This is a genomic window from Psychroserpens sp. NJDZ02 (genome assembly GCF_004843725.1).
Taxonomy (GTDB): domain Bacteria; phylum Bacteroidota; class Bacteroidia; order Flavobacteriales; family Flavobacteriaceae; genus Olleya.
Window position 1 is genome coordinate 2297501 of sequence record NZ_CP039451.1, and the last position, 23395, is coordinate 2320895.

Genomic DNA, 23395 nt, shown 5'->3' on the forward strand with positions numbered 1-23395 from the left:
AATGAGCCTACGAGTTACCGTTGCTAGCAAGGTTAAGTGATTAAGTCACGGATCCGTAGCGAAAGCGAGTCTGAATAGGGCGCTTTAGTTAGTAGTGGTAGACGCGAAACCGTGTGATCTACCCATGGGCAGGTTGAAGCTATAGTAACATATAGTGGAGGACCGAACCGGTTGACGTTGAAAAGTCTTCGGATGACCTGTGGGTAGGGGTGAAAGGCCAATCAAACTCGGAAATAGCTCGTACTCCCCGAAATGCATTTAGGTGCAGCGTTGATTTATAGTTTTATAGAGGTAGAGCTACTGATTGGATGCGGGGGCTTCACCGCCTACCAATTCCTGACAAACTCCGAATGCTATAAAATGTTAATCAGCAGTGAGGGCATGGGTGCTAAGGTCCATGTCCGAAAGGGAAAGAACCCAGACCATCAGCTAAGGTCCCCAAATATATGTTAAGTTGAAAAAACGAGGTTGAACTGCTTAGACAGCTAGGATGTTGGCTTGGAAGCAGCCATTCATTTAAAGAGTGCGTAACAGCTCACTAGTCGAGCGGTTCGGCATGGATAATAATCGGGCATAAACATATTACCGAAGCTATGGACTTGTAAAAGTGGTAGGGGAGCATTGTAGTGGCGTTGAAGGTGTTCTGTGAGGGATGCTGGAGTAGCTACAAAAGAAAATGTAGGCATAAGTAACGATAATGCGGGCGAGAAACCCGCACTCCGAAAGACTAAGGTTTCCTCAGCTATGCTAATCAGCTGAGGGTTAGTCGGGACCTAACGCGAACCCGAAAGGGGTAGTGGATGGACAACAGGTTAATATTCCTGTACCTGCTCTCATTAAAAGTGACGGAGGCGAAAAGTTAGTGCGCACAGACGGAATTGTGCGTTGAAGGGAGGGGTAACCCCCCGATAGTACACTAAGACTACGGTCGCGGTGATAATCTAGCAAATCGACTTCCAAGAAAAGCGAGAGAAGCAGCCCGTACCCTAAACCGACACAGGTAGTTGGGATGAGAATTCTAAGGAGCTCGAGAGATTCATGGCTAAGGAACTAGGCAAAATAGACCTGTAACTTCGGGAGAAAGGTCGCCACCCTTCGGGGTGGCCGCAGTGAAAAGGTCCAGGCGACTGTTTATCAAAAACACAGGGCTATGCTAAATTGAAAGATGACGTATATGGCCTGACACCTGCCCGGTGCTGGAAGGTTAAGTGGAGGGTTTAGCTTCGGCGAAGATCTCAAATGAAGCCCCAGTAAACGGCGGCCGTAACTATAACGGTCCTAAGGTAGCGAAATTCCTTGTCGGGTAAGTTCCGACCTGCACGAATGGTGCAACGATCTGGACACTGTCTCAGCCATGAGCTCGGTGAAATTGTAGTATCGGTGAAGATGCCGATTACCCGCTGTGGGACGAAAAGACCCCGTGCACCTTTACTATAGCTTAGTATTGGTTTTGGATAAGTAATGTGTAGGATAGGTGGGAGACTTTGAAGTGGCGTCGCTAGGCGTTGTGGAGTCATTGTTGAAATACCACCCTTTGCTTGTCTAGAGTCTAACCTTCAATGAAGGGACAGTGCTTGGTGGGTAGTTTGACTGGGGTGGTCGCCTCCAAAAGAGTAACGGAGGCTTCTAAAGGTACCCTCAGCACGCTTGGTAACCGTGCGTAGAGTGCAATGGCATAAGGGTGCTTGACTGAGAGACCTACAAGTCGATCAGGTTGGAAACAAGAGCATAGTGATCCGGTGGTTCCGTATGGAAGGGCCATCGCTCAAAGGATAAAAGGTACGCCGGGGATAACAGGCTGATCTCCCCCAAGAGCTCATATCGACGGGGGGGTTTGGCACCTCGATGTCGGCTCGTCACATCCTGGGGCTGGAGAAGGTCCCAAGGGTTGGGCTGTTCGCCCATTAAAGTGGCACGCGAGCTGGGTTCAGAACGTCGTGAGACAGTTCGGTCTCTATCTACAGTGGGCGTTAGAAATTTGAGTGGATCTGACTCTAGTACGAGAGGACCGAGTTGGACTAACCTCTGGTGTATCTGTTGTTCCGCCAGGAGCATTGCAGAGTAGCTACGTTGGGAAGGGATAAGCGCTGAAAGCATATAAGCGCGAAACCCACCACAAGATGAGATTTCTTTAAAGGGTCGTAGGAGATGACTACGTTGATAGGTCATAGGTGTAAAGGCAGTAATGTCATAGCCGAGTGATACTAATAACCCATAGGCTTATTGTACGCCTGTTTTTTTACAAAGTTCAATACAGATTTTCATGAATCATTTTTTCAATATGTTATTTTATACGGTCAAGTAGTTAATACTACATACACCGAAAGATTTAAGGTGATTATAGCGATGGGGCTCACCTCTTACCATTCCGAACAGAGAAGTTAAGCCCATTTGCGCCGATGGTACTGCATTTGTGGGAGAGTAGGTCGTTGCCTTTTTAGAGAACCCTTCATATTTATTTATGAAGGGTTTTTTTGTGCCCGAAATTGAAATGAAGTATATGCCAGAAATGAATAGGCAAAAGGGAAAAAGTAAATAGTCACAAAGGGGGAGGGGAATTTGGAACTAGATTAACTGGTTCATAGGTTAAAAGGATTAAAAACGAAGTATAAATAAAATTAACCTTAGCCCTTTTGATTTGACCAATCACGAAGTTTTAAACGTATAAAATTACTTCTATTTCACATTTACATGAAGTTAGGAAGGGCCTTAATGACGTTAAAGTAATATTGAATCAATTCTATTAAGGCATTAGTATTTTTATTTTTAAAATATTTGCTTCTGTTTTTATAAAGAATAGACATAGTGTTAGCAATGGTATTGAATCTATTAGTTTAACTTTTCTTTTGTCTTATTTAACTAATTCTATTAGTGTTGAAGTCTTGTATTCGGTGTTAATTAATATCGAATGAATATTGGAACATAATTCATGTGCTTATTTTAAATTAGGATAGTATTAAAAATAATTCCTTTTCTTTTAAATATAATATCTATTTCCTGTTAGTAGTTGTTTAAGTTGTTTGCGTTAGGTAGTAGGTGTGTTTTTTTTCGTTATTTATTCCTCTTGTATCTTTCTCAGCACCTTTAATATTCCATCTAAGATTATTTTACAAATAAAGCAGTAGTGCATTGGCGCATTAATTCTTTACAGTTATTTTCATGATTTTAGTTATATCTAAGATCACTTGTAATTACCTTTTGTTTCACCTTTTTATTTTATGGACTTCTGGTTTGGTTGTTTACCAATTAATATTAGATATATTTTCCCTTCTTTCACTTGTAATTATTCATTATGTTATATAGACCGTTATTCGAGAAAAGTGTGGTAAGTAAAAGGAGGTTAACTTCTTGACTTTTGGGAAGAAACAATAAATTTTTGGAATGTTCCTTTTATTGTACACTTGCAAACGGATAAATTTTCTTTAAATTAGGAGGTAGAAGTTCGCAGCAAGAACCGTGATATAAAAAATAGTAAATGTTTCTTTATATTAAAATAGCGAACATGCGAGTGACTCTAATGTCTTTTATTATTTATTGCTTATATATCTGGTGCTAATTTTTAGCAGCTTTTGCCAATGGTCTATATGGTGTGTTATGTGCAAATAAAAAGCACACGTTTAGAACGTATGTTGCGATATGTAGAGCTCGATTCGAGCAGTGTATCTTTCGAAATAAGAAGCACCGTAATATGTTTCTTTGTAAGCTTATTTAGGTCTGAGAAGTAAAACTGAATTACTCTATTAATAACTTTGTGCACAGATAAATTAAAATGAATTATAAGTGTTTTAAGTAACATTAATTTTGCATTCGGAAGGAGTTTTATCCCATTTGTAATCTTAAATCCAAGAGGGAATGAGGGGGCCTTTATTTAATATGTATGTTTTGTATTATTTAGTTACTATATAATTATGAGATGGTTAGGAGAATATATTGTTCAAATTGTAATTATATTTAAACAAATACTCCTTTTTTTTCGTTTCTAGAATAGTTTGTTATGTTTAATTTTATTGTTTGCAGTATTTCTCTCAAAAGTTTATTTTATTGTTTGAGGTCACTTTAGTTTTATGACCTATTAAATTACTATTCTGATTGTAAAATGAAATCACATTTAATAATTAAATCAAAAAATGCATAAATAGGGTAAATCAAACTGACAGTTACTATAGTTAGCTGATTTTGGAAGTAAATAATTGTATTAATACAACTAGAGCATGGAGATATTAAATTATAATCGATGCTAAAACTTTTGCTTGTAAATATTATATTGTTGCTTCTATAAGATATCGCTATTTTGTCGCGTACAGGAATACAATTTTATAGACACATAGGAATACCTTGTACAAGTTTCTTGAGAAAAGAATAGTTTAAAGTATTTTAAGTATTATTTAGTTTTTAAGTAAAAGATATTTAGTAAAATATTAAGTGCTGAATAAAAATAGCGATTGTTAAGCGTTTGGAAATCAGTTGTAGTGATAAATATTATAATATTAATCTATTTAATTGTTGTTTTTAAATTAAATGTGCTGTATATTTGCACTCCTAATAATTAGGGCGACTAGCTCAGTTGGTTCAGAGCACTTGGTTTACACCCAAGGGGTCAGGGGTTCGAATCCCTTGTCGCCCACAAAAAAATCCGAAACATGTGTTTTGGATTTTTTTATTTATAATAGTTCTAAGACCCTTTCTAAAGCCATTCCTCTAGAGCCTTTTATTAAAAGCGAGCTGTTGATGATGGGGGTGTAGTTTTCTTTGAAACTTTCAAAGGATTTATATTGTTTTATAGTGCTCTTGTTTATTTCTGTTTTTAGGAAGTTTTCTCCTATCAGAATAATATGATTTATATGTAAAGTACTGACCAAGTTAACTATGCTTTGGTGCTCTTTAGAAGCCGATGCTCCCAATTCAAACATGTCTCCTAAAATAGCAATTTTGTTTTTGGAGTTTTGATTACTAAAGTTCTGTAATGCAACTTCCATACTCGAGGGGTTTGCGTTATAGGCATCCAATATAATTGTGTTACTCTCTCTTGTTATTATTTGAGAACGATTATTGGTAGGAGTATAACCTTCAATGGCTTGTTTAATATCTATTAGGTCAACATTAAAGTAGTTGCCAATCATTGTTGCTGCACATAAATTAGTAAAATTATATGCACCTATTAGATTAGACTTAATTGGCGTGTCTTGAGTTGTAAAAGAGACAAAGGGTTTAGCGTCTATTAGCTCTATGTTAAGGTATTTTGAATTGTTTTGGCTAAAGCCAGATTTTTTATCATAACTATTCAGTTTTTCTAATTGAATAGTGTCATCAGCATTTATAAATACATACTTATTATTAGTGGTCAGGTATTGATATAATTCGCACTTACCTTCAATGACACCCTCAATACTTCCAAAGCCTTCTAAATGTGCTTTTCCAAAATTAGTGATATAGCCAAAATCGGGTTTTGCAATCTGGCACAAAAAAGCTATTTCTTTCTTGTGATTGGCACCCATTTCTACAATGCCAATTTCGGTGTCTTTGGTCATTGATAAAAGCGTTAGTGGTACGCCAATGTGGTTGTTTAAATTACCGATGGTTGCAGTGGTGTTGTATTTTTTTGATAGTACAACATTTATTAATTCTTTAGTTGTTGTCTTTCCATTGCTTCCTGTTAGTGAGATTATTTTGACACCTAAGTACGCGCGGTGATATGTTGCTAGTTCTTGAAGTGTTTTAAGGGTGTTTTCCACTAAAATGGTATGCTTTGATGTTTTAAAGTTTACATCGTCTATAATTGCGTATTTGGCTCCTTTTTTGAGAGCATCTTGTGCAAAAGTATTACCGTTAAAGTTATCACCACTTAAAGCGAAAAACATATTGTTGTTGTCTACGTTTCTAGTGTCTGTACTTACACTAGTGCAGTCTAGAAAAAGTTTATGTAAAGCATCTATTTTCATAAAATAAAAGTATAAAAAAAGTCCTAACATTTGTTAGGACTTTTAAATATATTAACTAATTAAATTAGTTTAGTTTTTTGATTTTTGTTTACTTTTTGATTTTGATCCTACTCTTGACATTGCACATCTAAAGCCAATATAGTCTGTAGCCATGTTTTGAGGGTAGTAACGTCTTTGAGCTGGATCTAACCAGTACTCTCTATCTTTCCAAGATCCACCTTTGTAAACTCTTACTTCGTCATTAATTAAAGAAGTACGTTTGTTAGATTTGTCATACTCTCTGATTATGTTACCAGCAGAATCAATCTCTATGTTGTGCTTTGGAGCATTATACATTTTTCTTGTTGATACGTCTTGAGTTTCATCACCTTCTTCATCTCCAAATCTATCAGCATAGTAACGAGAAGATTGTGTGTCACCATCTCTGAAGTTACGGTTATCACTTCTGTCAAAGTTTGTTCTTAAGTAAGTTTCTTCTTCGTCAACAGGTTGTGTTGCAATCGATCCAGGTAAATCTCTAGCTATAATGTTTCCATTAGGCAAGGTATCAAATACGATTTCGTCAGTAGTCACAATTTTTACTGTTCCATCATCGTTAATTGCGTTTTTTGTATATACGTTACCTCTGTAGTAGTTAAAGTCATTAAACTCATCATCTACGATAGGTCTGTAAACATCAGCAACCCATTCAGCAACATTTCCAGCCATATCATAAAGACCGTAATCATTAGGGGCATAAGATTTTACTTGAGCAGTAATATCAGCACCATCGTCAGACCATCCAGCAATTCCACCGTAATCTCCTTTACCTTGCTTAAAGTTTGCAAGTTGATCTCCTTTTATTTTACGTTTACCAGAACGAGTGTATTGTCCGTCCCATGGGTATTTTTTACGACCTCTGTATACGTTATAACTTCTGATTTCAGATAATCCTAAAGCTGCATATTCCCATTCTACTTCCGTAGGTAGTCTATACTTAGGTGAAATTAATCCCGTTTCTCTTGACGCGAAAACATTAATTTCTTCTCCGGCTGCATTAGTTTGAGGCTTTAAGTTTCCTCCTTTTATAATTTCTTCATTACCACCAAAAGTTTGGGTTGGTGCGTTAATGTAAGTGTCTGTACTAAAATTAGAATCTGCAGTAGCTTCTAATTGACTACCTTCTTTTAGGTAACCATCTTGTTGTAAGTAGAATTCGTTTACACGGTCTGTTCTCCAGTTAGCAAACTCAACTGCTTGCATCCAACTAACCCCAACAACAGGATATTCTCCATATCCAGGATGACGTAAATAGTTGTCCGTCATTACTTCGTTGTAACCTAAACGGTTTCTCCAAACTAAAGTATCTGGTAATACACCGTGGTATATTGCTCTAAAATTTTCTTCTTCTGGCGGGTAAGTTCTTTTAATCCAGTCTAAATACTCAAGATACATTTTATTAGTAACTTCAGTTTCATCCATGTAAAAAGACTGAACGTGTTGCTGATTTGGACTATTGTTCCAATCATGCATAACATCGTCTTGTACACGTCCCATTGTAAAAGTTCCTCCTTCAACAAAAACTAATCCAGGAGCAGTTTCTTGCTCTTTAAAATTAGTGTTGTATTGAAAACCTCCATCTTTAGAATTGATGTCCCATCCTGTTGCCCTAGAGGTATTTGAGCCACTACCAGATCTTTTACAACCAACCAAGGTCAACGAAACTGCTAGAGTTAATAATAGCCTTGATACAATTATTTTTTTCATATTAATACGTTTAAGTAACCTAAATAATGTTATTTTTTGGAGACGCAATATAAGAATTAAACCCAACAAAACAACTAAAAATCATTTTTTTGACTAAACTAAATTGCATTTTGTCCTATTTTTTTTACGCTACAACGATGTTAATTTTTGTTTTTTGTTGCGCGTTTCGAACAATATAACGTGTTTTTTTTGATAATATTATCGTAATTTTGATTTATTTTAAGATATTATTAAGAATTAAGTACTATCAATTAAAATTAGACGTTATTATTTCAATGAAAAAGATATTACTATTATTGGTTTCCTTTTATTGTGTGCCATTATTTTCTCAAGAAAAAAGTATAAATATAGTATGGGGTGCATCCCAAATATATTCCACAGATAGTTATAGTGTAACTATTCCAACTTTTACACCTGCAAAAAACTTTTCTTTTGACATGGCTAATGGTATTCATTTTGTGGAACAGTGGCAGGTTAGTGGTTTTGTTAATGAAAACTCTTTAGTAGTATCGGATATTGTTTATTTACCAATTTCTAAATCTGATTTAAAAAACTTAAACCTTATTGCGATACCTGAAAATATAACGGCGTCTTTAAAGAATGGAACATCTCGAGATGTTAATTACGCTGTTTTATCATTGAGTCCTATTATTAAACAAGGGAATAGTTATAAAAAGGTAGTGTCCTTTAAGGTGAACTATGATATGAATGTCACTTCAAGTTATAGAAGGTCTACAAATCGAATGATTACTAATTCTGTTTTAACTAATGGAGACTGGTATAAATTTGAAGTGGAAAAATCTGGTGTTCATAAAATATCTAAATCATTTTTAAATCAAATGGGTGTTAATGTTAATAGTTTTGACCCAAGAAACATTAAGGTGTTTGGTAATGGTGGTAAAATGATGCCTTTTGCTAATAATGCAGACTTTCCATTTGATCCAACAGAGAATGCAATCAAAATTGTAGGAGAAGAAGATGGTGTTTTTAATGATGAAGATTATATCTTGTTTTATGCACAAGGACCATCAGCCGATGTTAATTTATCTTACGTAAATACTAATATAAATCCATATACGGATAAAACGGTGTACTATATTAATATTAGTTCGGGACAAGGAAAACGAATTCAAAATTTTAGTCAACCCACAGGTATTGCAACAGCAGATTTTAATACATTTCAGGATTATCAGTTTCATGAAATAGATGAAAAGAATATTATTTTTGTCGGTAGACGTTGGTTTGGTGAAGAGTTTGGTGTAGAAAGTTCTCAATCATTTGATTTTGTATTTCCTAATTTAGAGCCTTCAGAAGCCGTTAATGTAAAAGTTGTTACGGCAACTACAGCTTCAAGTACGAGCCGTTTTTTAGTTAGTGTCAATGATGCTGCTTTAGGTTCTGTTTCTTTGTCTGGTACTAATACAGCAAATGGTGTGTATGTTACAGGAGGAACTTTTGATCAGACAACCAATGTCGTTAATGATAATGTTAGTGTAAGGTTGGATTATGATAATCAAGGTAATCCCAGTGCCGAAGCTTATTTAGATTATATATCGGTGGAAGCTACTAGAGCGCTAACGTTTAACGGTACTCAATTTCACTTTAAAAATAAAGAAGCAACAATAGGTAGTGGAATTGCTAATTATATAGTGTCTAATGCTGCTCAGGTACAAGAAATTTGGGATGTTAGTAATCTTTATGATGTAACAGCTATTTTAAATTCTTCAGCAGAAAGCACATTTACTTTTAAAGCGCCGATGGGAGCTCCTAAAACGTTTGTAACGGTTAGTTCTCAAAGTTATTTAGAGCCTAGTTTAGCTCAAAATAGTAACGTGAATAATCAAAATTTAAAAGGGACTATCTTTTTAAATTCCGAGGGTAACTTCCAAGATGTTGATTATTTAATGTTAACAACACAATCTCATGCAACACAAGCAAGACGACTAGCCCAAATTAATAGGGATAAGAAAAACTTAAATGTTAAGGTTGTTGTTGTTGATGATATATATACAGAGTTTTCTTCTGGGAATCCAGATATCTCAGGAATTCGGAATTTTGTTAAATATGTGTATGACAATGCAAGTACACCGGACAACAGAGTAAAATATTTGTGTATTTTTGGTGATTCTTCATTTGACTATAAAGGGCGTATTTCTTCAAATACCTATAACTTTCCAACATGGAACGCTTACAGTAGTTTTAACTTGTCAAGTTCTTTTATTTCAGATGATTATTATGCATACGTAGATTTAAACGAAGGCGTTTTAGATCAATTTAATAATGCTAATAAACTAGATATTGCAGTGGGTAGAATTTTGGCAGACTCTCCCTTGCGTGCGAAGCAAATGGTAGACAAAATCGAAGTTTATTATTCAAAAGGAGCATTAGGGAGTTGGAGAAATAATTTTATTGTTGTGTCAGATGATGTAGACGAAGCTTGGGAAGAAACGTTACAAAAAACAACAGATGAGATTGCTGATGAAGTGGCTTTATTTAAACCTTATATAAATGTGACTAAGATACATTCTGATGCATACGAGCAACAGGCTTCAGCCGGAGGAGACCGTTATCCAGGAGTGACAGAAGCATTGACTAATGCGATTGAGAAAGGTGCTATAATGGTTAATTATTTTGGACATGGAGGAGAAGATGGATTGGCGCATGAGCGTATTTTTCAAAAGGATGATGTAGTAGCCCTAAATAATGTCTGTAAATTAAATTTATTTGTTACCGTAACTTGCGAGTTTACAAGGTTTGATAATCCGCTAAGGGAAACTGCGGGCGAATTAATTTATTGGAATAAAGACGCAGGTTCTATTGCGTTAATTACCACGACAAGACAAATTTTTGTCGAGGTTGGAAAAGATTTAAATAAAATTTTAAAAGAATACCTTTTTTCTTACAGCACAAACGATACGTATTCAGATTTTGAATATCCTACAGTTGCAGAAGCATTACGATTGGCTAAAAATGATCCAAATTTTTCTAATGCCCAAAAAAGTTTGGCATTTTATATTGGGGATCCAGCACTTACGTTGGCTTTTCCTGAACCAAATATTAGGCTAACCACAATAAATGATGTGCCTATTACTCAAGAGACTGATGTGCTTCAAGCTTTAGGTTATGCTAAACTAGCAGGAGAAGTTACGGATGTTAATGGTAACGTGCTTAATGGTTATAATGGGATTGTAATAACTACTATTTACGATAAAGAAATTGAGCGAGTAACACTAGCAAATGATAATACAAGAAATGCTAGTGGGTTAATAAAACTTAACTTCACGACTTTAGGAGCAGTTGTTTTTAAGGGGCAAGCAACGGTGACTAATGGTCAATTTGAATTTGATTTTATTGTGCCCAAAGATATTGGTATTCCTGTAGGGACAGGGAAAATTAGTTTTTATGCCACACAAGAGAACGCTCTGGAGGATAAGACTGGTGCAAGTACAGAGGTTTTAAAAATTGGAGGAATAAATCCTAATGCGGCCGAGGACAATATTGGGCCAACAATTCAGTTGTATATGAATGACGAAGCATTTGTTTCGGGAGGTATAACTAATGAGTCCCCATTGTTATTAGCAAATTTTGAGGACGAAAACGGAATTAACACAGCAAGTGGTATTGGGCATGATATTGTTGCTTTATTAGATGGAGATGAAGTTAACCCATATGTGCTTAATGATTATTACCTGACAGAGGTAGATGATTATACAAAAGGCGCCTTGAGTTTTTCTTTTAAAGATTTAGAGCCGGGCTTACATACCTTGACGTTAAAAGCGTGGGATGTTTATAATAATTCGGCTACAGCCGAAATACAATTTATTGTTTTTAATGAAAATGAAAGTTTAGTTATTAATAACGTACTAAACTACCCAAACCCGTTTGTCAATTATACAGAGTTTTGGTTTAGCCATAATAGTTCTGAAGTTTTAGATATTTCTGTTCAAATATTTACAGTTTCAGGAAAATTGGTGAGAACACTAAATGGACAAACCGCTTTAGCTGGTGGGAAATCTACAAAATCGACCTCTAGAGATATTGTTTGGGATGGTCGTGATGATTTTGGAGATAAAATAGGAAAAGGAACGTATATTTACAAATTAAAAGTACATTCACAAAGCACTAATAAATCAGTAGAAAAAATAGAGAAACTTGTAATCCTCTAATTAAAAATTATATTTGTTAACTAAAATTGATGCATGAAAAATAAAATTCTAATAGCTGTAGCTTTCTTTTTATCTCTTAAAGGACTATCGCAAACGACAATAACAAACCCTAATGATTCACGTGTAATTACAACAGGGATTCCTTTTGCTTTAATAGCGCCAGACGCGAGAGCTGCAGGTTTAGGAGACATGGGAGTCGCTACATCTCCAGATGGATATTCTCAATTTTGGAATGCTTCAAAAAATGTATTTAATACTAATAAGTCAGGAATAACACTTAGTTATACACCATACTTAAGTAAGTTGGTAAACGATATAGGATTAGCGTCGGTTTCATATTTTAATAGAATAGACGAGAATAGTGCTTTTGGAGTTGGATTTAGATATTTTTCTTTAGGAGAAATTGAATTTGTTCAAGATGAGTTTTCTACACCAGTAGTGCAAAAACCTAATGAGTTAACCTTAGATGTCTCCTATGCTTTAAGATTAAGTGATCAATTTGGTATGGCTGTTGGATTAAGATATTTAAGATCTGATTTAAAATTACAAACTGGCGATACAGATGCTACAGCTGCCAGTAGTTTTGGGGCAGATATTACAGGGTATTATCAAGGAGAAGAAGAAGCTTATAACGATTTTAATGGTCGTTGGAGAGGTGGATTCGCTATTCAAAATTTAGGTCCTAAATTTAAGTATGATGAAGAAGGTCAAGAAAATTTTCAACCAACAAACCTTAGATTAGGGGTTGGTTTTGACTTTATATTGGATCAATATAATACGGTAGGAGTTACTGCAGAGTTTTCTAAGTTATTAGTGCCAACACCACCGCTTTTAGGTTTTGATGATACAGATGAGGATGGCGTTCAGGATGCAGATGAGCCAACATATATTGTGTCAGGACAAGATCCTGATGTACCATTTTTATCAGGTGTATTTCAATCTTTTGGGGATGCTCCGGGCGGATTTAAAGAAGAGATACAAGAATTTACTTATGCTTTAGGTGCCGAGTATACTTATCAAGATTCTTTTGCTTTTAGAGCGGGGTATTTTAATGAACACGAGACAAAAGGAGCACGTAAGTTTTTTGCTTTAGGTGCTGGTTTTAAATACAATGTTATAAATGTTGATTTATCTTATTTATTCTCTGCGTCACAAGTACAGAGTCCATTAGAAAGTACATTGCGTTTTTCTTTAACCTTTAATTTAGGAGCAGGAACGTATAAAGAGTTTTAAAATAGAATGACTTAAAATCAAAAAAAAAGACTATTGTGAAAGCAATAGTTTTTTTGTCTTAAATAGTTACGTATATTTAATTTATGAAGGAAGTAAAAATAGAAACCACATTGCAAGTCTTTGACAATATTAAGGAGTTATCTGAAGAGCTTCAGGCTTTAATGAGTCAAGCATCAGAAGCAAGACAGAAGGCTTATGCACCGTATTCAAAATTTAGTGTAGGCGCTGCATTGTTATTAGATAATGGAGAAGTAATTACCGGTAGTAATCAAGAAAATGCATCATATCCGTCAGGGTTATGTGCAGAGCGTACCGCTATTTATTATGCTGGTGCAAAATACCCAAAAGCAAAATTTGTAAAAATGGCTATAATTGCGGGGTCGCAATTGCATCCTACTTTAACGCCAATACCACCTTGTGGAGCATGTCGTCAAGCTATTGCAGAATATGAAGTTAAACAAGACACGCCAATAGAATTATATTTTATGGGAGAAACAGGTAAAGTTGTGCGTTCAAATTCGTTAGGAAACTTACTGCCACTACTTTTTGACAAATCAGCACTATAACTATATCGTTTTCGTAATAAAAATAACTATTTTCAGTTTTTTCGTTAATAACTAAAGTGTTACTTTTGTTATTAGATTAAAAAAAAACCAAACATCACCAATGCAAAAAGTAACAAAAGAAACGTATATAAAATGGTATGAAGACATGCTATTTTGGAGAAAGTTTGAAGATAAGCTTGCAGCTGTCTACATTCAACAAAAAGTTAGAGGTTTTCTTCATTTGTATAATGGTCAAGAAGCTGTATTAGCAGGAGCTTTACATGCAATGGACTTAACAAAGGATAAAATGATTACCGCATATCGTAATCACGTACAACCAATTGGTATGGGTGTCGATCCAAAACGTGTTATGGCAGAATTATTTGGAAAAGCGACAGGAACCTCTCAAGGTTTAGGTGGTTCTATGCATATATTTTCTAAAGAGCACCGTTTTTATGGAGGACATGGTATCGTTGGAGGTCAAATCCCTTTAGGAGCAGGTATTGCTTTTGGAGATAAGTTTCATGGTGTAGATGGTGTTACTATCTGTTGTTTCGGTGATGGAGCAGCACGTCAAGGGTCTTTACATGAGACGTTTAACTTAGCGATGCTTTGGAAGTTACCAGTTGTTTTTGTTTGCGAGAACAATGGATACGCCATGGGGACGTCTGTAGCACGTACAGCGAACCATACGGATATCTGGAAACTAGGTTTAGGTTATGAAATGCCTTGTGGACCTGTCGATGGGATGAATCCAATTAAAGTTGCTGAAGCATTTGATGAGGCAATACAACGTGCACGTCGTGGTGATGGACCAACGTTTTTAGAAGTTAAAACATACCGTTACAGAGGACATTCAATGTCTGATGCACAGCATTATAGAACAAAAGACGAAGTTAAAGAATACAAGAAATTAGATCCTATTACGCAAGTAAAAGATATTATTCTTGCAGAAGAGTACGCAACTGAAGATGAACTTAAAGTTATCGACAAGCGTGTGAAAGACTTAGTTGCAGAGTGTGAGAAATTTGCAGACGAATCGCCATATCCAGATAAAAATGTGATGTACGATGTTGTTTACGATCAAGAAGATTATCCATTTATAGACCACAAAATAAAATAAGCTATGGCGGAAATTATAAATATGCCACGTTTAAGTGACACCATGGAAGAAGGGACTGTCGCTGCTTGGTTGAAAAAAGTAGGAGATAAAATTGAAGAAGGCGACATTCTTGCAGAAATCGAAACTGATAAAGCAACAATGGAGTTTGAATCTTTTCACGAAGGGACTTTATTATATATCGGTGTTCAAGAAGGAGAAACCACTAAAGTCGATCAACTTTTAGCTATAATTGGTGAAGAAGGTGAAGATGTTTCAGCATTATTAAGCGGTGCTGAGGATAAACAAGAGGAAGCTACTGAAGAGAAAGAAGAAGAGGCATCAAGTGCTGATGAGGCAACTTCAGAATCAGAAACACTTCCAGAAGGAGTAGTCGTTGTTACTATGCCAAGGTTAAGTGATACCATGGAAGAAGGTACTGTTGCTACTTGGTTGAAAAAAGTAGGAGATGTAGTAGAGGAAGGTGATATTTTAGCTGAAATCGAAACAGATAAAGCCACAATGGAATTTGAATCGTTCCAGTCTGGTACGTTATTATATATTGGATTAGGAGAAGGTGATTCTGCTAAGGTTGATGCTTTATTAGCTATTATTGGCCCTGCAGGAACAGAGGTTTCAGGTATTGCCAAAAGCTTTAAAGCTTCAGTAAATGATGCTGCTAAAACAGAAGAGTCTCCAAAAACAACAGCAGTTAAAACGGAAACACCAAAGCAAGAGACTAAAACAGTTTCAGCACCTCCAGTACAAAATACAAATACAGCAACAGGACGTATATTTGTATCGCCTTTAGCTAAAAAAATGGCTGAAGAAAAAGGAATCGATTTAGTTCAGGTGAAGGGATCAGGAGAAAACGGACGTATTGTAAAACGCGATATTGAAAACTTTACTCCAGCTGCAGTAGTAGCACAATCTTCTGCGCCAGTGGCTAAATTTGTAGCTTCAGGACAAGAAGATTTTGATGAGAAACCTAACTCGCAAATGCGTAAAGCAATTGCTAAAAACTTAGCGAAGTCTAAGTTTACAGCACCTCATTACTACTTAAATGTGGAGTTTGATATGGATAATGCTATGGCATTTAGAGCGCAGTATAACTCTATTCCAGATACTAAAATTTCATTTAACGATATGATTGTTAAAGCTTGTGCTTTAGCATTACGTCAACATCCGCAAGTTAACTCACAGTGGTTTGATGATAAAATGAGATTAAATAATCACGTACATATTGGAGTAGCGGTTGCTGTAGAAGACGGATTGCTTGTACCAGTTGTAAAGTTTGCTAATGAGCAGTCTTTACCTCAAATTGGTGCAGCGGTCAGAGACTTTGCAGGACGTGCTAGAAAGAAAAAATTATCTTTAGACGAGATGGAAGGTAGTACGTTTACTATTTCTAATTTAGGAATGTTTGGTATCGAAAGCTTTACATCTATTATAAATCAACCTAACTCGGCAATATTATCTGTTGGTGCTATTGTAGCAAAACCAGTAGTTAAAAATGGTCAAGTTGTAGCGGGTAACACAATGAAGTTAACACTAGCTTGTGACCACAGAACGGTAGATGGTGCGACAGGATCTCAATTCCTTCAAACATTAAAAGGATATATTGAAAATCCAGTAACGATGTTAGTATAATAGTTTCGCTTTAGCGGAATTAAAAATCATATAAAATCCCATTTCAATATAATTGATTTGGGATTTTTTTATCTTTAAACTCAAATCCATTCAAATGAAAAAAATAATTTTATTAGTATCTGTTTTTACTGTTTTAGTGTCTTGTAAGACTAAAGTCAGTGAGCCTTTAAAAACAGAAGAGTATACAGTAACCACGCAAGAAATAAAAGATATCGTGGGTTACTTGGCTTCCGATGATTTAAAAGGTCGAGACGTAGGAAGTCCAGGTATTGCCGAAGCAGCTACTTTTGTAGAGTCTAAACTAAAATCTTATGGAGTCAAACCTTATTTTGAGACGTATCGTGACAATTTTAAAGTAGGCGATTTAGACGCTTTTAATGTGGTTGGATATTTGGAAGGTACTGATGCAGATTTAAAAAATGAATATATTGTTATCGGTGCGCATTACGATCATATTGGACAAATTACTACCGTAGAAAATGATAGTATTGCTAATGGTGCAAACGATAATGCTGCAGGAACAAGCGGCGTTTTAGCTATGGCAAAATACTTTGGCGCTAAAAAAAGCAATAAAAGAAGTTTGTTGTTTGTTACTTTTTCGGCTGAGGAGAAAGGATTAATAGGATCAAAACATTTAGCAAAACGTTTAAAAGAAGCTGATCTTAATGTATATACCATGATTAATTTAGAGATGATTGGTGTGCCATTTAAGGATAGAGACTATCAGGCATTTATAACCGGTTATGATAAATCTAATCTGGCGGAAGTGATGAATACTTATGCTGGAGAAAAATTTGTAGGATTCTCTGATGTTGCAGCAAAATATAGCTTGTTTAAACGGTCGGATAATTATGCTTTTTATGAAGCTTTTAATGTCCCAAGTCATACAGTATCGTCTTGCGACTTAACTAACTTTGATTTTTATCACCATGTTAATGATGAGGTGGATCAATTAGATTATCCTTTCATGACTAACTTAATAAACACATTGGCTCCAGTTATAGAGAAAATGACAAATGCAGAAACACAAGAAATCAAATTAAATTAAATGAAAGCTAAAAATATAATTATAACAGGTACTAGTCGTGGTATTGGTTTCGAGTTAGTGCATATTTTTGCTAATCAAGGACATAATGTATTAGCCTTGTCTAGAAATGCACAACCCGTAAACAATCTTCATTTTGATAACATAACATCTTTTGCTTTTGATTTAGGAAATCAGGAGGATTATAAAAAAGTTGCTGATTTTGTTAAAGACGAGTGGAAACATGTTGATGTCTTAATAAATAATGCAGGAACACTATTAAATAAACCTTTTGCGGAGACGACTATGGAAGCGTTTGAAACCGTGTATCGTACTAACGTTTTTGGAGTCGCAGAGATGACAAGAACAGTCCTTCCGTTTATGAACAAAGACGGTCACGTTGTTACAGTTAGTTCAATGGGCGGTGTACAGGGTAGTATGAAGTTTGCAGGATTGTCTGCTTATAGTTCTAGTAAAGGAGCTGTAATAACGCTTACAGAGCTTTTAGCGGAAGAGTATAAAGAAACTGGGCCTTCATTTAATGTGTTGGCTTTAGGAGCAGTGCAAACAGAGATGTTAGAGGAAGCTTTCCCTGGTTATGAAGCACCTAATACAGCAAAACAAATGGCCGATTATATGGCCAATTTTGCTTTAACAGGACAGCAACTGTATAATGGTAAACTATTACAAGTCTCTAGTTCTACCCCGTAAATAAAAAAAGCAGCTGATTTATAAATCAGCTGCTTTTTTATAGTATTTAGTTTATTTGCGCTAGAGAGCAGCATAAGCTTCAGTAATTATAAAGCGATTTTCAGGAAAAACATTGTACTCAAAGACTCTAATAATTTGTATTAATTGCTTATTGTCTCTTATTCTGTAGATCTTTTTTATGTTAGTTGCTAACTTAAAAGGCTGGGTGCTTTTATTGATACTTGGATTTGTATTGTATAAAAATAAAACAGGACTCTTTTTAGGTTGTAAGCATTTAGACTTTTTAGAGATATTGGTCGCAAAATTATAATTGATTTGGATAACATCTTTTTCGGAATCTATTTTGTTTTGGATAGTCAGAAGATGATGATGTTGTCCGTATTGCGTTACTTGTAAGTAATCGATAGGATTTGTATTTTTGTCGACATTTTGTTGCGCATGAATTGTATTTAAACACAGTGCAAACAGGAGAATAATAGCGTATCTCATTGTTAATTAGTAGGTTGTTTGTTTAGAAGTCCGTTATGGGTTTTGACAAGAAACCACTTTTTTAGGTGTAATCCAAACAATTCGCTAGCTTTAATTTATCTTTTTAACATTTTACCTATGGCTTTAACATCTTCTAACCCAATAACATTAGGCGTCACTGCTCCCCAATTTTTATTATTTAATACCGTAACGGAAGAAGAGCTTAGTTTGAATGCTCTTAAAGGAGAAAAAGGGACTGTAATTATGTTTATATGTAATCATTGTCCTTTTGTGATTCATATTAATGAGATATTGGTTGCGTTAGCAAATACCTATCAACAAAAAGGAATCAACTTTATTGCGATAAGTAGTAATGATGTGGAAAATTATCCACAAGATGGTCCCGATAAAATGAAGCAGTTAGCCAAGGATTTAAACTACCCTTTCCCTTATTTGTATGATGCTACTCAAGACGTGGCTAAAGCTTATGATGCTGCTTGTACTCCTGATTTTTATCTTTTTGATAGCCAATTAAAAGCGACCTATCATGGTCAGTTAGATACGTCTAGACCTGGGAATGGTATACCAGTGACTGGTATAGATTTGATAAAAGCAATGGAGGCTGTTTTAGATAAGGCCCAACCGTTAGCGGAACAAAAACCCAGTATGGGTTGTGGTATTAAATGGAAAAAAGACTAATTAATACGCTTTTGTAATGTGCCTATAGTTGTAATGCCTGCTCGATGCTAGCTTTGTATGCTTTAGTATAACGCTCTCCAAAAGTATCAATCACAATGGCTACAGCTAAGTGAATCATTACGGCGGTGAAAATGCCAAAATAGATTGGCTTTAAATTTAGTTTAGAAAGGACGATAGCTAAAGCCATAAATACAATGCCATAAATTAATTTTAGTATAAAAAAGGAGTTCAAATTTTTGTCAACGACAATTTTGTCTGCTTGTAAATAAGCAATAGTATCCTCTTCAAAATGGTCTATTTTACGTGTAACATTAGCTTGGTTATTCACAAAAAAATAACAGTTATAAAAAGACTAGCTTCTATTAGACCTAAGATAAGCAGTGTTATCGCAAATATTTTAAACTGGGGTTTACTAATGTAAAATATAGCGCCAGTTGCCATGGATAATAATCCAATAATTCCTGCACTTAAACCTAGTAAGCGTTCACTTTGTAAATAGTGCTGTACAAATTCCATATGCCTTTGATTTGAGATTTCAATTTACTTAATTTTTTAAATGAAAGTCATTTTAAATTAATTTACTTTTGTCAAAAATCAAGAAAATGAAGCAAACAACAAACACCATATTAATGATTCGCCCTGTAAATTTCAGGATGAACGAGCAAACTGCAGTTAATAATTATTTTCAGGAAGATATTAATATTAAAAATGCAGAAATTAATACAAAAGCACAAGAAGAATTTGATGCGTTTGTAGAAAAATTAAGAGCTGTTGGTGTTACTGTTATTGTAGAAAATGATGATATATCTGTAGATACACCGGATTCTATTTTTCCAAATAACTGGGTTAGTTTTCATCAAAATGGAGATGTTGCGATGTATCCGATGTTTGCAGAAAACAGAAGAAAAGAAAGACGTGAAGCTATTTTTGTTAGATTAGAAAAAGAAGGTTATAAAATTAATAATATTACGGATTACACATCGGCGGAAGAAGAAGGTGTGTTTTTGGAAGGTACAGGCAGTTTATTATTAGATAGAGCTAATAGTATTGCGTATTGTGCATTATCACCAAGAGCGGATGAGGATTTATTTATAGAATTCTGTGAGGATTTTGAATATACACCAGTAGTTTTTACAGCAAACCAAACGGTAGAAGATAAACGTTTACCAATTTATCATACTAATGTCATGATGTGTTTAGCAGAAACCTTTGCGGTTATTTGTTTAGATACGATTGACGATAAAAAGGAGCGTAAAAATGTGTTGTCTCATTTAAAAGACACAGGTAAAAAGGTAATTACTATTACAGAGCAGCAAATGAATCAATTTGCAGGTAATATGTTACAGTTAAAAGGAAAAGATGAGGTATTGTATTTAGTAATGAGTCAAGCGGCTCATGATAGTTTAACACCAGCTCAAAAAGCAGATATTGAAGCACATTGCCCAATCTTATCAAGTAGTTTAGAGACTATTGAGACTTGTGGTGGTGGAAGTGCGCGCTGTATGATGGCTGAGGTTTTTCTACCAAAGGCATAAGATTAATTTATCATCAGTGTAAATCTTATTTTTAGGGAGTTCTACATAAAAAGTGCTCCCTATATTTAACTGGCTGTCTACCCAAATAGTGCCCTTATTTAGTGTCACTAATTCTTTACAAATAGTCAGTCCTAAGCCAGTCCCTTTTTCTTTATTAATTATCTTCAAATAGCTTAGCTTGATTAGCTTTATCTATTCCAACACCTGTATGGGAGATGCTAAGTAGCACTTTCTTATTATTCATTGTATTAGACATGGTAATGCTATCGCCTCTATTACATAACTTGACAACATTAGCCAGTAGGTTTTGCATTATACCGTGGTTATTCTTTAATTTAGTATTCGCATTAATATAATAAATAGATTGTAAAATTTAGTTTGTTTTTTAAGACAGTAATAATTTTGATGATGTTGCCTTGTTTGTCATTCATTTTAGTTTCAAAACAAATCATTTCAGCTAAACCTATTTTTGTTATTTATTGTTTTTTGACTTTAATCACGCGTTTTATTTACCGCTTAAAAAAGCCACAGTTTTATTTATAAGTTATTATAATTGGTACTAATAAGCAGGATTAAATCTACTGTTTTCATACAATAAATACTATATTTGCGCTTTCAAAAATACAACAAATGAGTCTTCAAAATACCTTAGAGCAACACGTTAAACAAGCAGTAAAATCCATTTATAGCGCAGATTTACCAGCGGTAGAGTTTCAAGCAACACGTAAAGAGTTTGCTGGAGATATTACAGTGGTGGTTTTTCCAATGCTAAGGGTGGTTAAAGGTAATCCTGTGCAAATAGGAGAGGCTATTGGTAATTATTTGTTAGAAAACGTCACCGAAGTCGAAGGGTTTAATGTGGTTAAAGGGTTTTTAAATCTAGAGATTCAGGCGTCCTATTTTGTAAACTATTTTAATAGTATTAAGGAGCAAGAAACGTTTGGTTTTGTTGACGCTTCCGCGGAAAATAAAGCCGTTATGGTAGAGTATTCTTCGCCAAACACAAACAAACCATTACACCTTGGACACATCCGAAACAATTTATTAGGGTACAGTGTGGCCGAAATAATTAAAGCGTCCGGTAAAAAAGTATATAAAACACAAATTATAAACGATAGAGGGATACATATTTGTAAAAGTATGTTGGCTTGGCAACGTTTTGGAAATGCCGAAACTCCTGAATCTACAGGATTAAAAGGTGACAAATTAGTTGGTAATTACTACGTTAAATTTGATCAAGAATATAAAAAGGAAATTGCAACTTTAATAACTGAGGGTAAAACCGAAGATGAGGCTAAAAAAGAAGCGCCAATTTTAGTTGCCGCACAACACATGCTTCAAAAGTGGGAAGCAGGAGATAAAGACGTTGTAACATTATGGGAAACCATGAATGGATGGGTATATAAAGGGTTTGAAGAAACTTATAATAACCTAGGGGTTGATTTTGATAATTTGTATTACGAAAGTCAAACCTACCTTTTGGGTAAAGAGTTTGTTGCCGAAGGTTTAAAATCAGGTGTGTTCTTTAAAAAAGAAGATGGATCGGTTTGGTGCGATTTAACTGCCGATGGTTTAGACGAAAAAATTGTACTACGTTCTGACGGAACAGCAGTGTACATGACGCAAGATATAGGAACAGCTATCCAACGTGTTAAAGATTATCCAGATGTTGGCGGAATGGTTTATACGGTGGGTAATGAGCAAGAATACCATTTTCAAGTGCTGTTTTTAATTATTAAAAAGTTAGGATTTGATTGGGCTAAAAATCTATTTCATTTAAGTTATGGTATGGTCGATTTACCATCAGGAAAAATGAAGAGTAGAGAAGGGACTGTTGTAGATGCCGATGATTTAATTGTCGAAATGGCAGACACCGCAAAAACCATATCTGAAGATTTAGGGAAATTAGAAGGGTATACAGATCAGGAAAAAACAGACTTATATAAAACGATTGGTTTAGGAGCTTTAAAATATTACATTTTAAAAGTAGACCCTAAAAAACGTATTTTGTTTGATCCAAAGGATTCAATCGATTTTCAGGGTAATACAGGACCTTTTATACAGTATACGTATGCTAGAATCCAATCTATCTTACGTAAAGCAGGAGTAGACACTACGGTAACGCTAAGTGCGGATCAAGTAACGTTAGAAGATAAGGAGCGTGAGTTAATCAAGCAGTTGCAATTATTTCCGGAGGTTATCCAACAAGCAGCAACTAATCATAGTCCAGCATTAATCGCAAATTATACTTACGATCTGGTAAAAGCCTTTAATAGCTTTTATCAAAATGTGTCTATACTAGGTGCAAATACTCAAAATGAAATTATATTTAGAGTACAGTTATCTCATGCAGTTGCAAATACTATAAAAAATGCTTTTAGCTTATTAGGTGTGGCAGTGCCAGAACGTATGTAAGTTTAAAATTTTACGATATTAAAAAACGCTTTCAATTATTTGAAAGCGTTTTTTTTGTTGATTATTTTTTAACGAAGCGTAGTGTTTGTTAGAATATGTAACACAACCGAGTCAGCACATCCCGTCAGTTCGAGTGGTTTGTGAAGCGTGAGCAAATTAATTGTA

Annotated in this window: 16 protein-coding genes, 1 tRNA gene and 2 rRNA genes (1 of these 19 only partly in view); 13 read left to right on the plus strand and 6 right to left on the minus strand. The window is 35.0% G+C overall.

Features of this window, described 5'->3' with window-relative positions:
- The 3 genes from E9099_RS09915 to E9099_RS09925 form a co-directional block, all read left to right on the plus strand.
- Window positions 1-2228: ribosomal RNA gene (locus E9099_RS09915) — 23S ribosomal RNA — on the plus strand (it extends 593 nt beyond the left edge of the window).
- Window positions 2229-2330: 102 nt separating this feature from the next.
- Window positions 2331-2438: ribosomal RNA gene (gene rrf / locus E9099_RS09920) — 5S ribosomal RNA — on the plus strand.
- A gap of 2111 nt (window positions 2439-4549) precedes the next feature.
- Window positions 4550-4624 (plus strand) — tRNA-Val (locus tag E9099_RS09925).
- 37 nt (window positions 4625-4661) lie between these two features.
- On the opposite strand, the gene E9099_RS09930 is transcribed toward E9099_RS09925, so the two are convergent.
- Together E9099_RS09930 and gldJ are read right to left on the minus strand one after the other, a co-directional pair.
- On the minus strand, window positions 4662-5939 hold the full coding sequence (locus tag E9099_RS09930) for a UDP-N-acetylmuramoyl-tripeptide--D-alanyl-D-alanine ligase (protein WP_136583469.1): 1278 nt from the start codon (window positions 5937-5939) through the stop codon (window positions 4662-4664).
- A 69-nt stretch (window positions 5940-6008) separates the two neighbouring features.
- The gene (gldJ, locus tag E9099_RS09935) at window positions 6009-7685 is read right to left on the minus strand and encodes a gliding motility lipoprotein GldJ (protein WP_136583470.1); all 1677 of its coding nucleotides are present in this window, start codon (window positions 7683-7685) and stop codon (window positions 6009-6011) included.
- 275 nt (window positions 7686-7960) lie between these two features.
- Here gldJ and porU point away from each other — a divergent pair, with 275 nt between their 5' ends.
- From porU to E9099_RS09970, 7 genes are all read left to right on the plus strand, one after another.
- Window positions 7961-11851, plus strand: a complete 3891-nt coding sequence (gene porU, locus E9099_RS09940; RefSeq protein ID WP_136583471.1) for a type IX secretion system sortase PorU — start codon at window positions 7961-7963, stop codon at window positions 11849-11851.
- Between the two features lie 33 nt (window positions 11852-11884).
- Window positions 11885-13084, plus strand: coding sequence for a type IX secretion system outer membrane channel protein PorV (gene porV / locus E9099_RS09945; protein WP_136583472.1), 1200 nt, complete (start codon window positions 11885-11887; stop codon window positions 13082-13084).
- Window positions 13085-13167: 83 nt separating this feature from the next.
- The gene (gene cdd, locus E9099_RS09950; RefSeq protein WP_136583473.1) at window positions 13168-13650 is read left to right on the plus strand and encodes a cytidine deaminase; all 483 of its coding nucleotides are present in this window, start codon (window positions 13168-13170) and stop codon (window positions 13648-13650) included.
- 100 nt (window positions 13651-13750) lie between these two features.
- Window positions 13751-14752: a pyruvate dehydrogenase (acetyl-transferring) E1 component subunit alpha gene (pdhA, locus tag E9099_RS09955; RefSeq protein WP_136583474.1), complete on the plus strand. Its 1002-nt coding sequence runs from the start codon at window positions 13751-13753 to the stop codon at window positions 14750-14752.
- 3 nt (window positions 14753-14755) lie between these two features.
- On the plus strand, window positions 14756-16378 hold the full coding sequence (locus tag E9099_RS09960) for a pyruvate dehydrogenase complex dihydrolipoamide acetyltransferase (RefSeq protein WP_136583475.1): 1623 nt from the start codon (window positions 14756-14758) through the stop codon (window positions 16376-16378).
- 94 nt (window positions 16379-16472) lie between these two features.
- Window positions 16473-17426, plus strand: a complete 954-nt coding sequence (locus E9099_RS09965; RefSeq protein ID WP_136583476.1) for a M28 family peptidase — start codon at window positions 16473-16475, stop codon at window positions 17424-17426.
- Window positions 17427-18113 carry an SDR family NAD(P)-dependent oxidoreductase gene (locus E9099_RS09970; RefSeq protein ID WP_136583477.1) on the plus strand — a complete coding sequence of 229 codons (687 nt, stop codon included), beginning with the start codon at window positions 17427-17429 and terminating at the stop codon, window positions 18111-18113.
- Window positions 18114-18173: 60 nt separating this feature from the next.
- On the opposite strand, the gene E9099_RS09975 is transcribed toward E9099_RS09970, so the two are convergent.
- Window positions 18174-18602 carry a hypothetical protein gene (locus tag E9099_RS09975; protein WP_136583478.1) on the minus strand — a complete coding sequence of 143 codons (429 nt, stop codon included), beginning with the start codon at window positions 18600-18602 and terminating at the stop codon, window positions 18174-18176.
- A gap of 117 nt (window positions 18603-18719) precedes the next feature.
- Between E9099_RS09975 and E9099_RS09980 the strand changes: the two genes are divergently transcribed.
- Window positions 18720-19280, plus strand: a complete 561-nt coding sequence (locus E9099_RS09980) for a thioredoxin family protein (protein ID WP_136583479.1) — start codon at window positions 18720-18722, stop codon at window positions 19278-19280.
- Window positions 19281-19302: 22 nt separating this feature from the next.
- On the opposite strand, the gene E9099_RS09985 is transcribed toward E9099_RS09980, so the two are convergent.
- Entirely contained in the window at window positions 19303-19608 is a 306-nt protein-coding gene (locus tag E9099_RS09985) for a hypothetical protein (RefSeq protein WP_136583480.1), read from the minus strand.
- A gap of 274 nt (window positions 19609-19882) precedes the next feature.
- On the opposite strand from E9099_RS09985, the gene ctlX reads away from it, so the two are divergent.
- Window positions 19883-20815: a citrulline utilization hydrolase CtlX gene (ctlX, locus tag E9099_RS09990; protein WP_136583481.1), complete on the plus strand. Its 933-nt coding sequence runs from the start codon at window positions 19883-19885 to the stop codon at window positions 20813-20815.
- On the opposite strand, the gene E9099_RS19500 is transcribed toward ctlX, so the two are convergent.
- Window positions 20801-20923, minus strand: a complete 123-nt coding sequence (locus tag E9099_RS19500) for a cell wall metabolism sensor histidine kinase WalK (RefSeq protein ID WP_240788990.1) — start codon at window positions 20921-20923, stop codon at window positions 20801-20803. The two genes, ctlX and E9099_RS19500, sit on opposite strands and share 15 nt — an antisense overlap.
- Window positions 20924-20969: 46 nt before the next feature.
- Entirely contained in the window at window positions 20970-21128 is a 159-nt protein-coding gene (locus tag E9099_RS19505; protein WP_240788879.1) for an ATP-binding protein, read from the minus strand.
- Between the two features lie 317 nt (window positions 21129-21445).
- On the opposite strand from E9099_RS19505, the gene argS reads away from it, so the two are divergent.
- Window positions 21446-23230, plus strand: a complete 1785-nt coding sequence (gene argS / locus E9099_RS10000; RefSeq protein ID WP_136583482.1) for an arginine--tRNA ligase — start codon at window positions 21446-21448, stop codon at window positions 23228-23230.
- The last annotated feature ends 165 nt before the right edge of the window (window positions 23231-23395 follow it).

Coding starts and splice junctions, on each gene's coding strand:
- E9099_RS09930 (WP_136583469.1), bottom strand. CDS start 5,939: ATGAAAATAGATGCTTTACATAAACTTTTTCTAGACTGCACTAGTGTA.
- gldJ (WP_136583470.1), bottom strand. CDS start 7,685: ATGAAAAAAATAATTGTATCAAGGCTATTATTAACTCTAGCAGTTTCG.
- porU (WP_136583471.1), top strand. CDS start 7,961: ATGAAAAAGATATTACTATTATTGGTTTCCTTTTATTGTGTGCCATTA.
- porV (WP_136583472.1), top strand. CDS start 11,885: ATGAAAAATAAAATTCTAATAGCTGTAGCTTTCTTTTTATCTCTTAAA.
- cdd (WP_136583473.1), top strand. CDS start 13,168: ATGAAGGAAGTAAAAATAGAAACCACATTGCAAGTCTTTGACAATATT.
- pdhA (WP_136583474.1), top strand. CDS start 13,751: ATGCAAAAAGTAACAAAAGAAACGTATATAAAATGGTATGAAGACATG.
- E9099_RS09960 (WP_136583475.1), top strand. CDS start 14,756: ATGGCGGAAATTATAAATATGCCACGTTTAAGTGACACCATGGAAGAA.
- E9099_RS09965 (WP_136583476.1), top strand. CDS start 16,473: ATGAAAAAAATAATTTTATTAGTATCTGTTTTTACTGTTTTAGTGTCT.
- E9099_RS09970 (WP_136583477.1), top strand. CDS start 17,427: ATGAAAGCTAAAAATATAATTATAACAGGTACTAGTCGTGGTATTGGT.
- E9099_RS09975 (WP_136583478.1), bottom strand. CDS start 18,602: ATGAGATACGCTATTATTCTCCTGTTTGCACTGTGTTTAAATACAATT.
- E9099_RS09980 (WP_136583479.1), top strand. CDS start 18,720: ATGGCTTTAACATCTTCTAACCCAATAACATTAGGCGTCACTGCTCCC.
- ctlX (WP_136583481.1), top strand. CDS start 19,883: ATGAAGCAAACAACAAACACCATATTAATGATTCGCCCTGTAAATTTC.
- E9099_RS19505 (WP_240788879.1), bottom strand. CDS start 21,128: ATGCAAAACCTACTGGCTAATGTTGTCAAGTTATGTAATAGAGGCGAT.
- argS (WP_136583482.1), top strand. CDS start 21,446: ATGAGTCTTCAAAATACCTTAGAGCAACACGTTAAACAAGCAGTAAAA.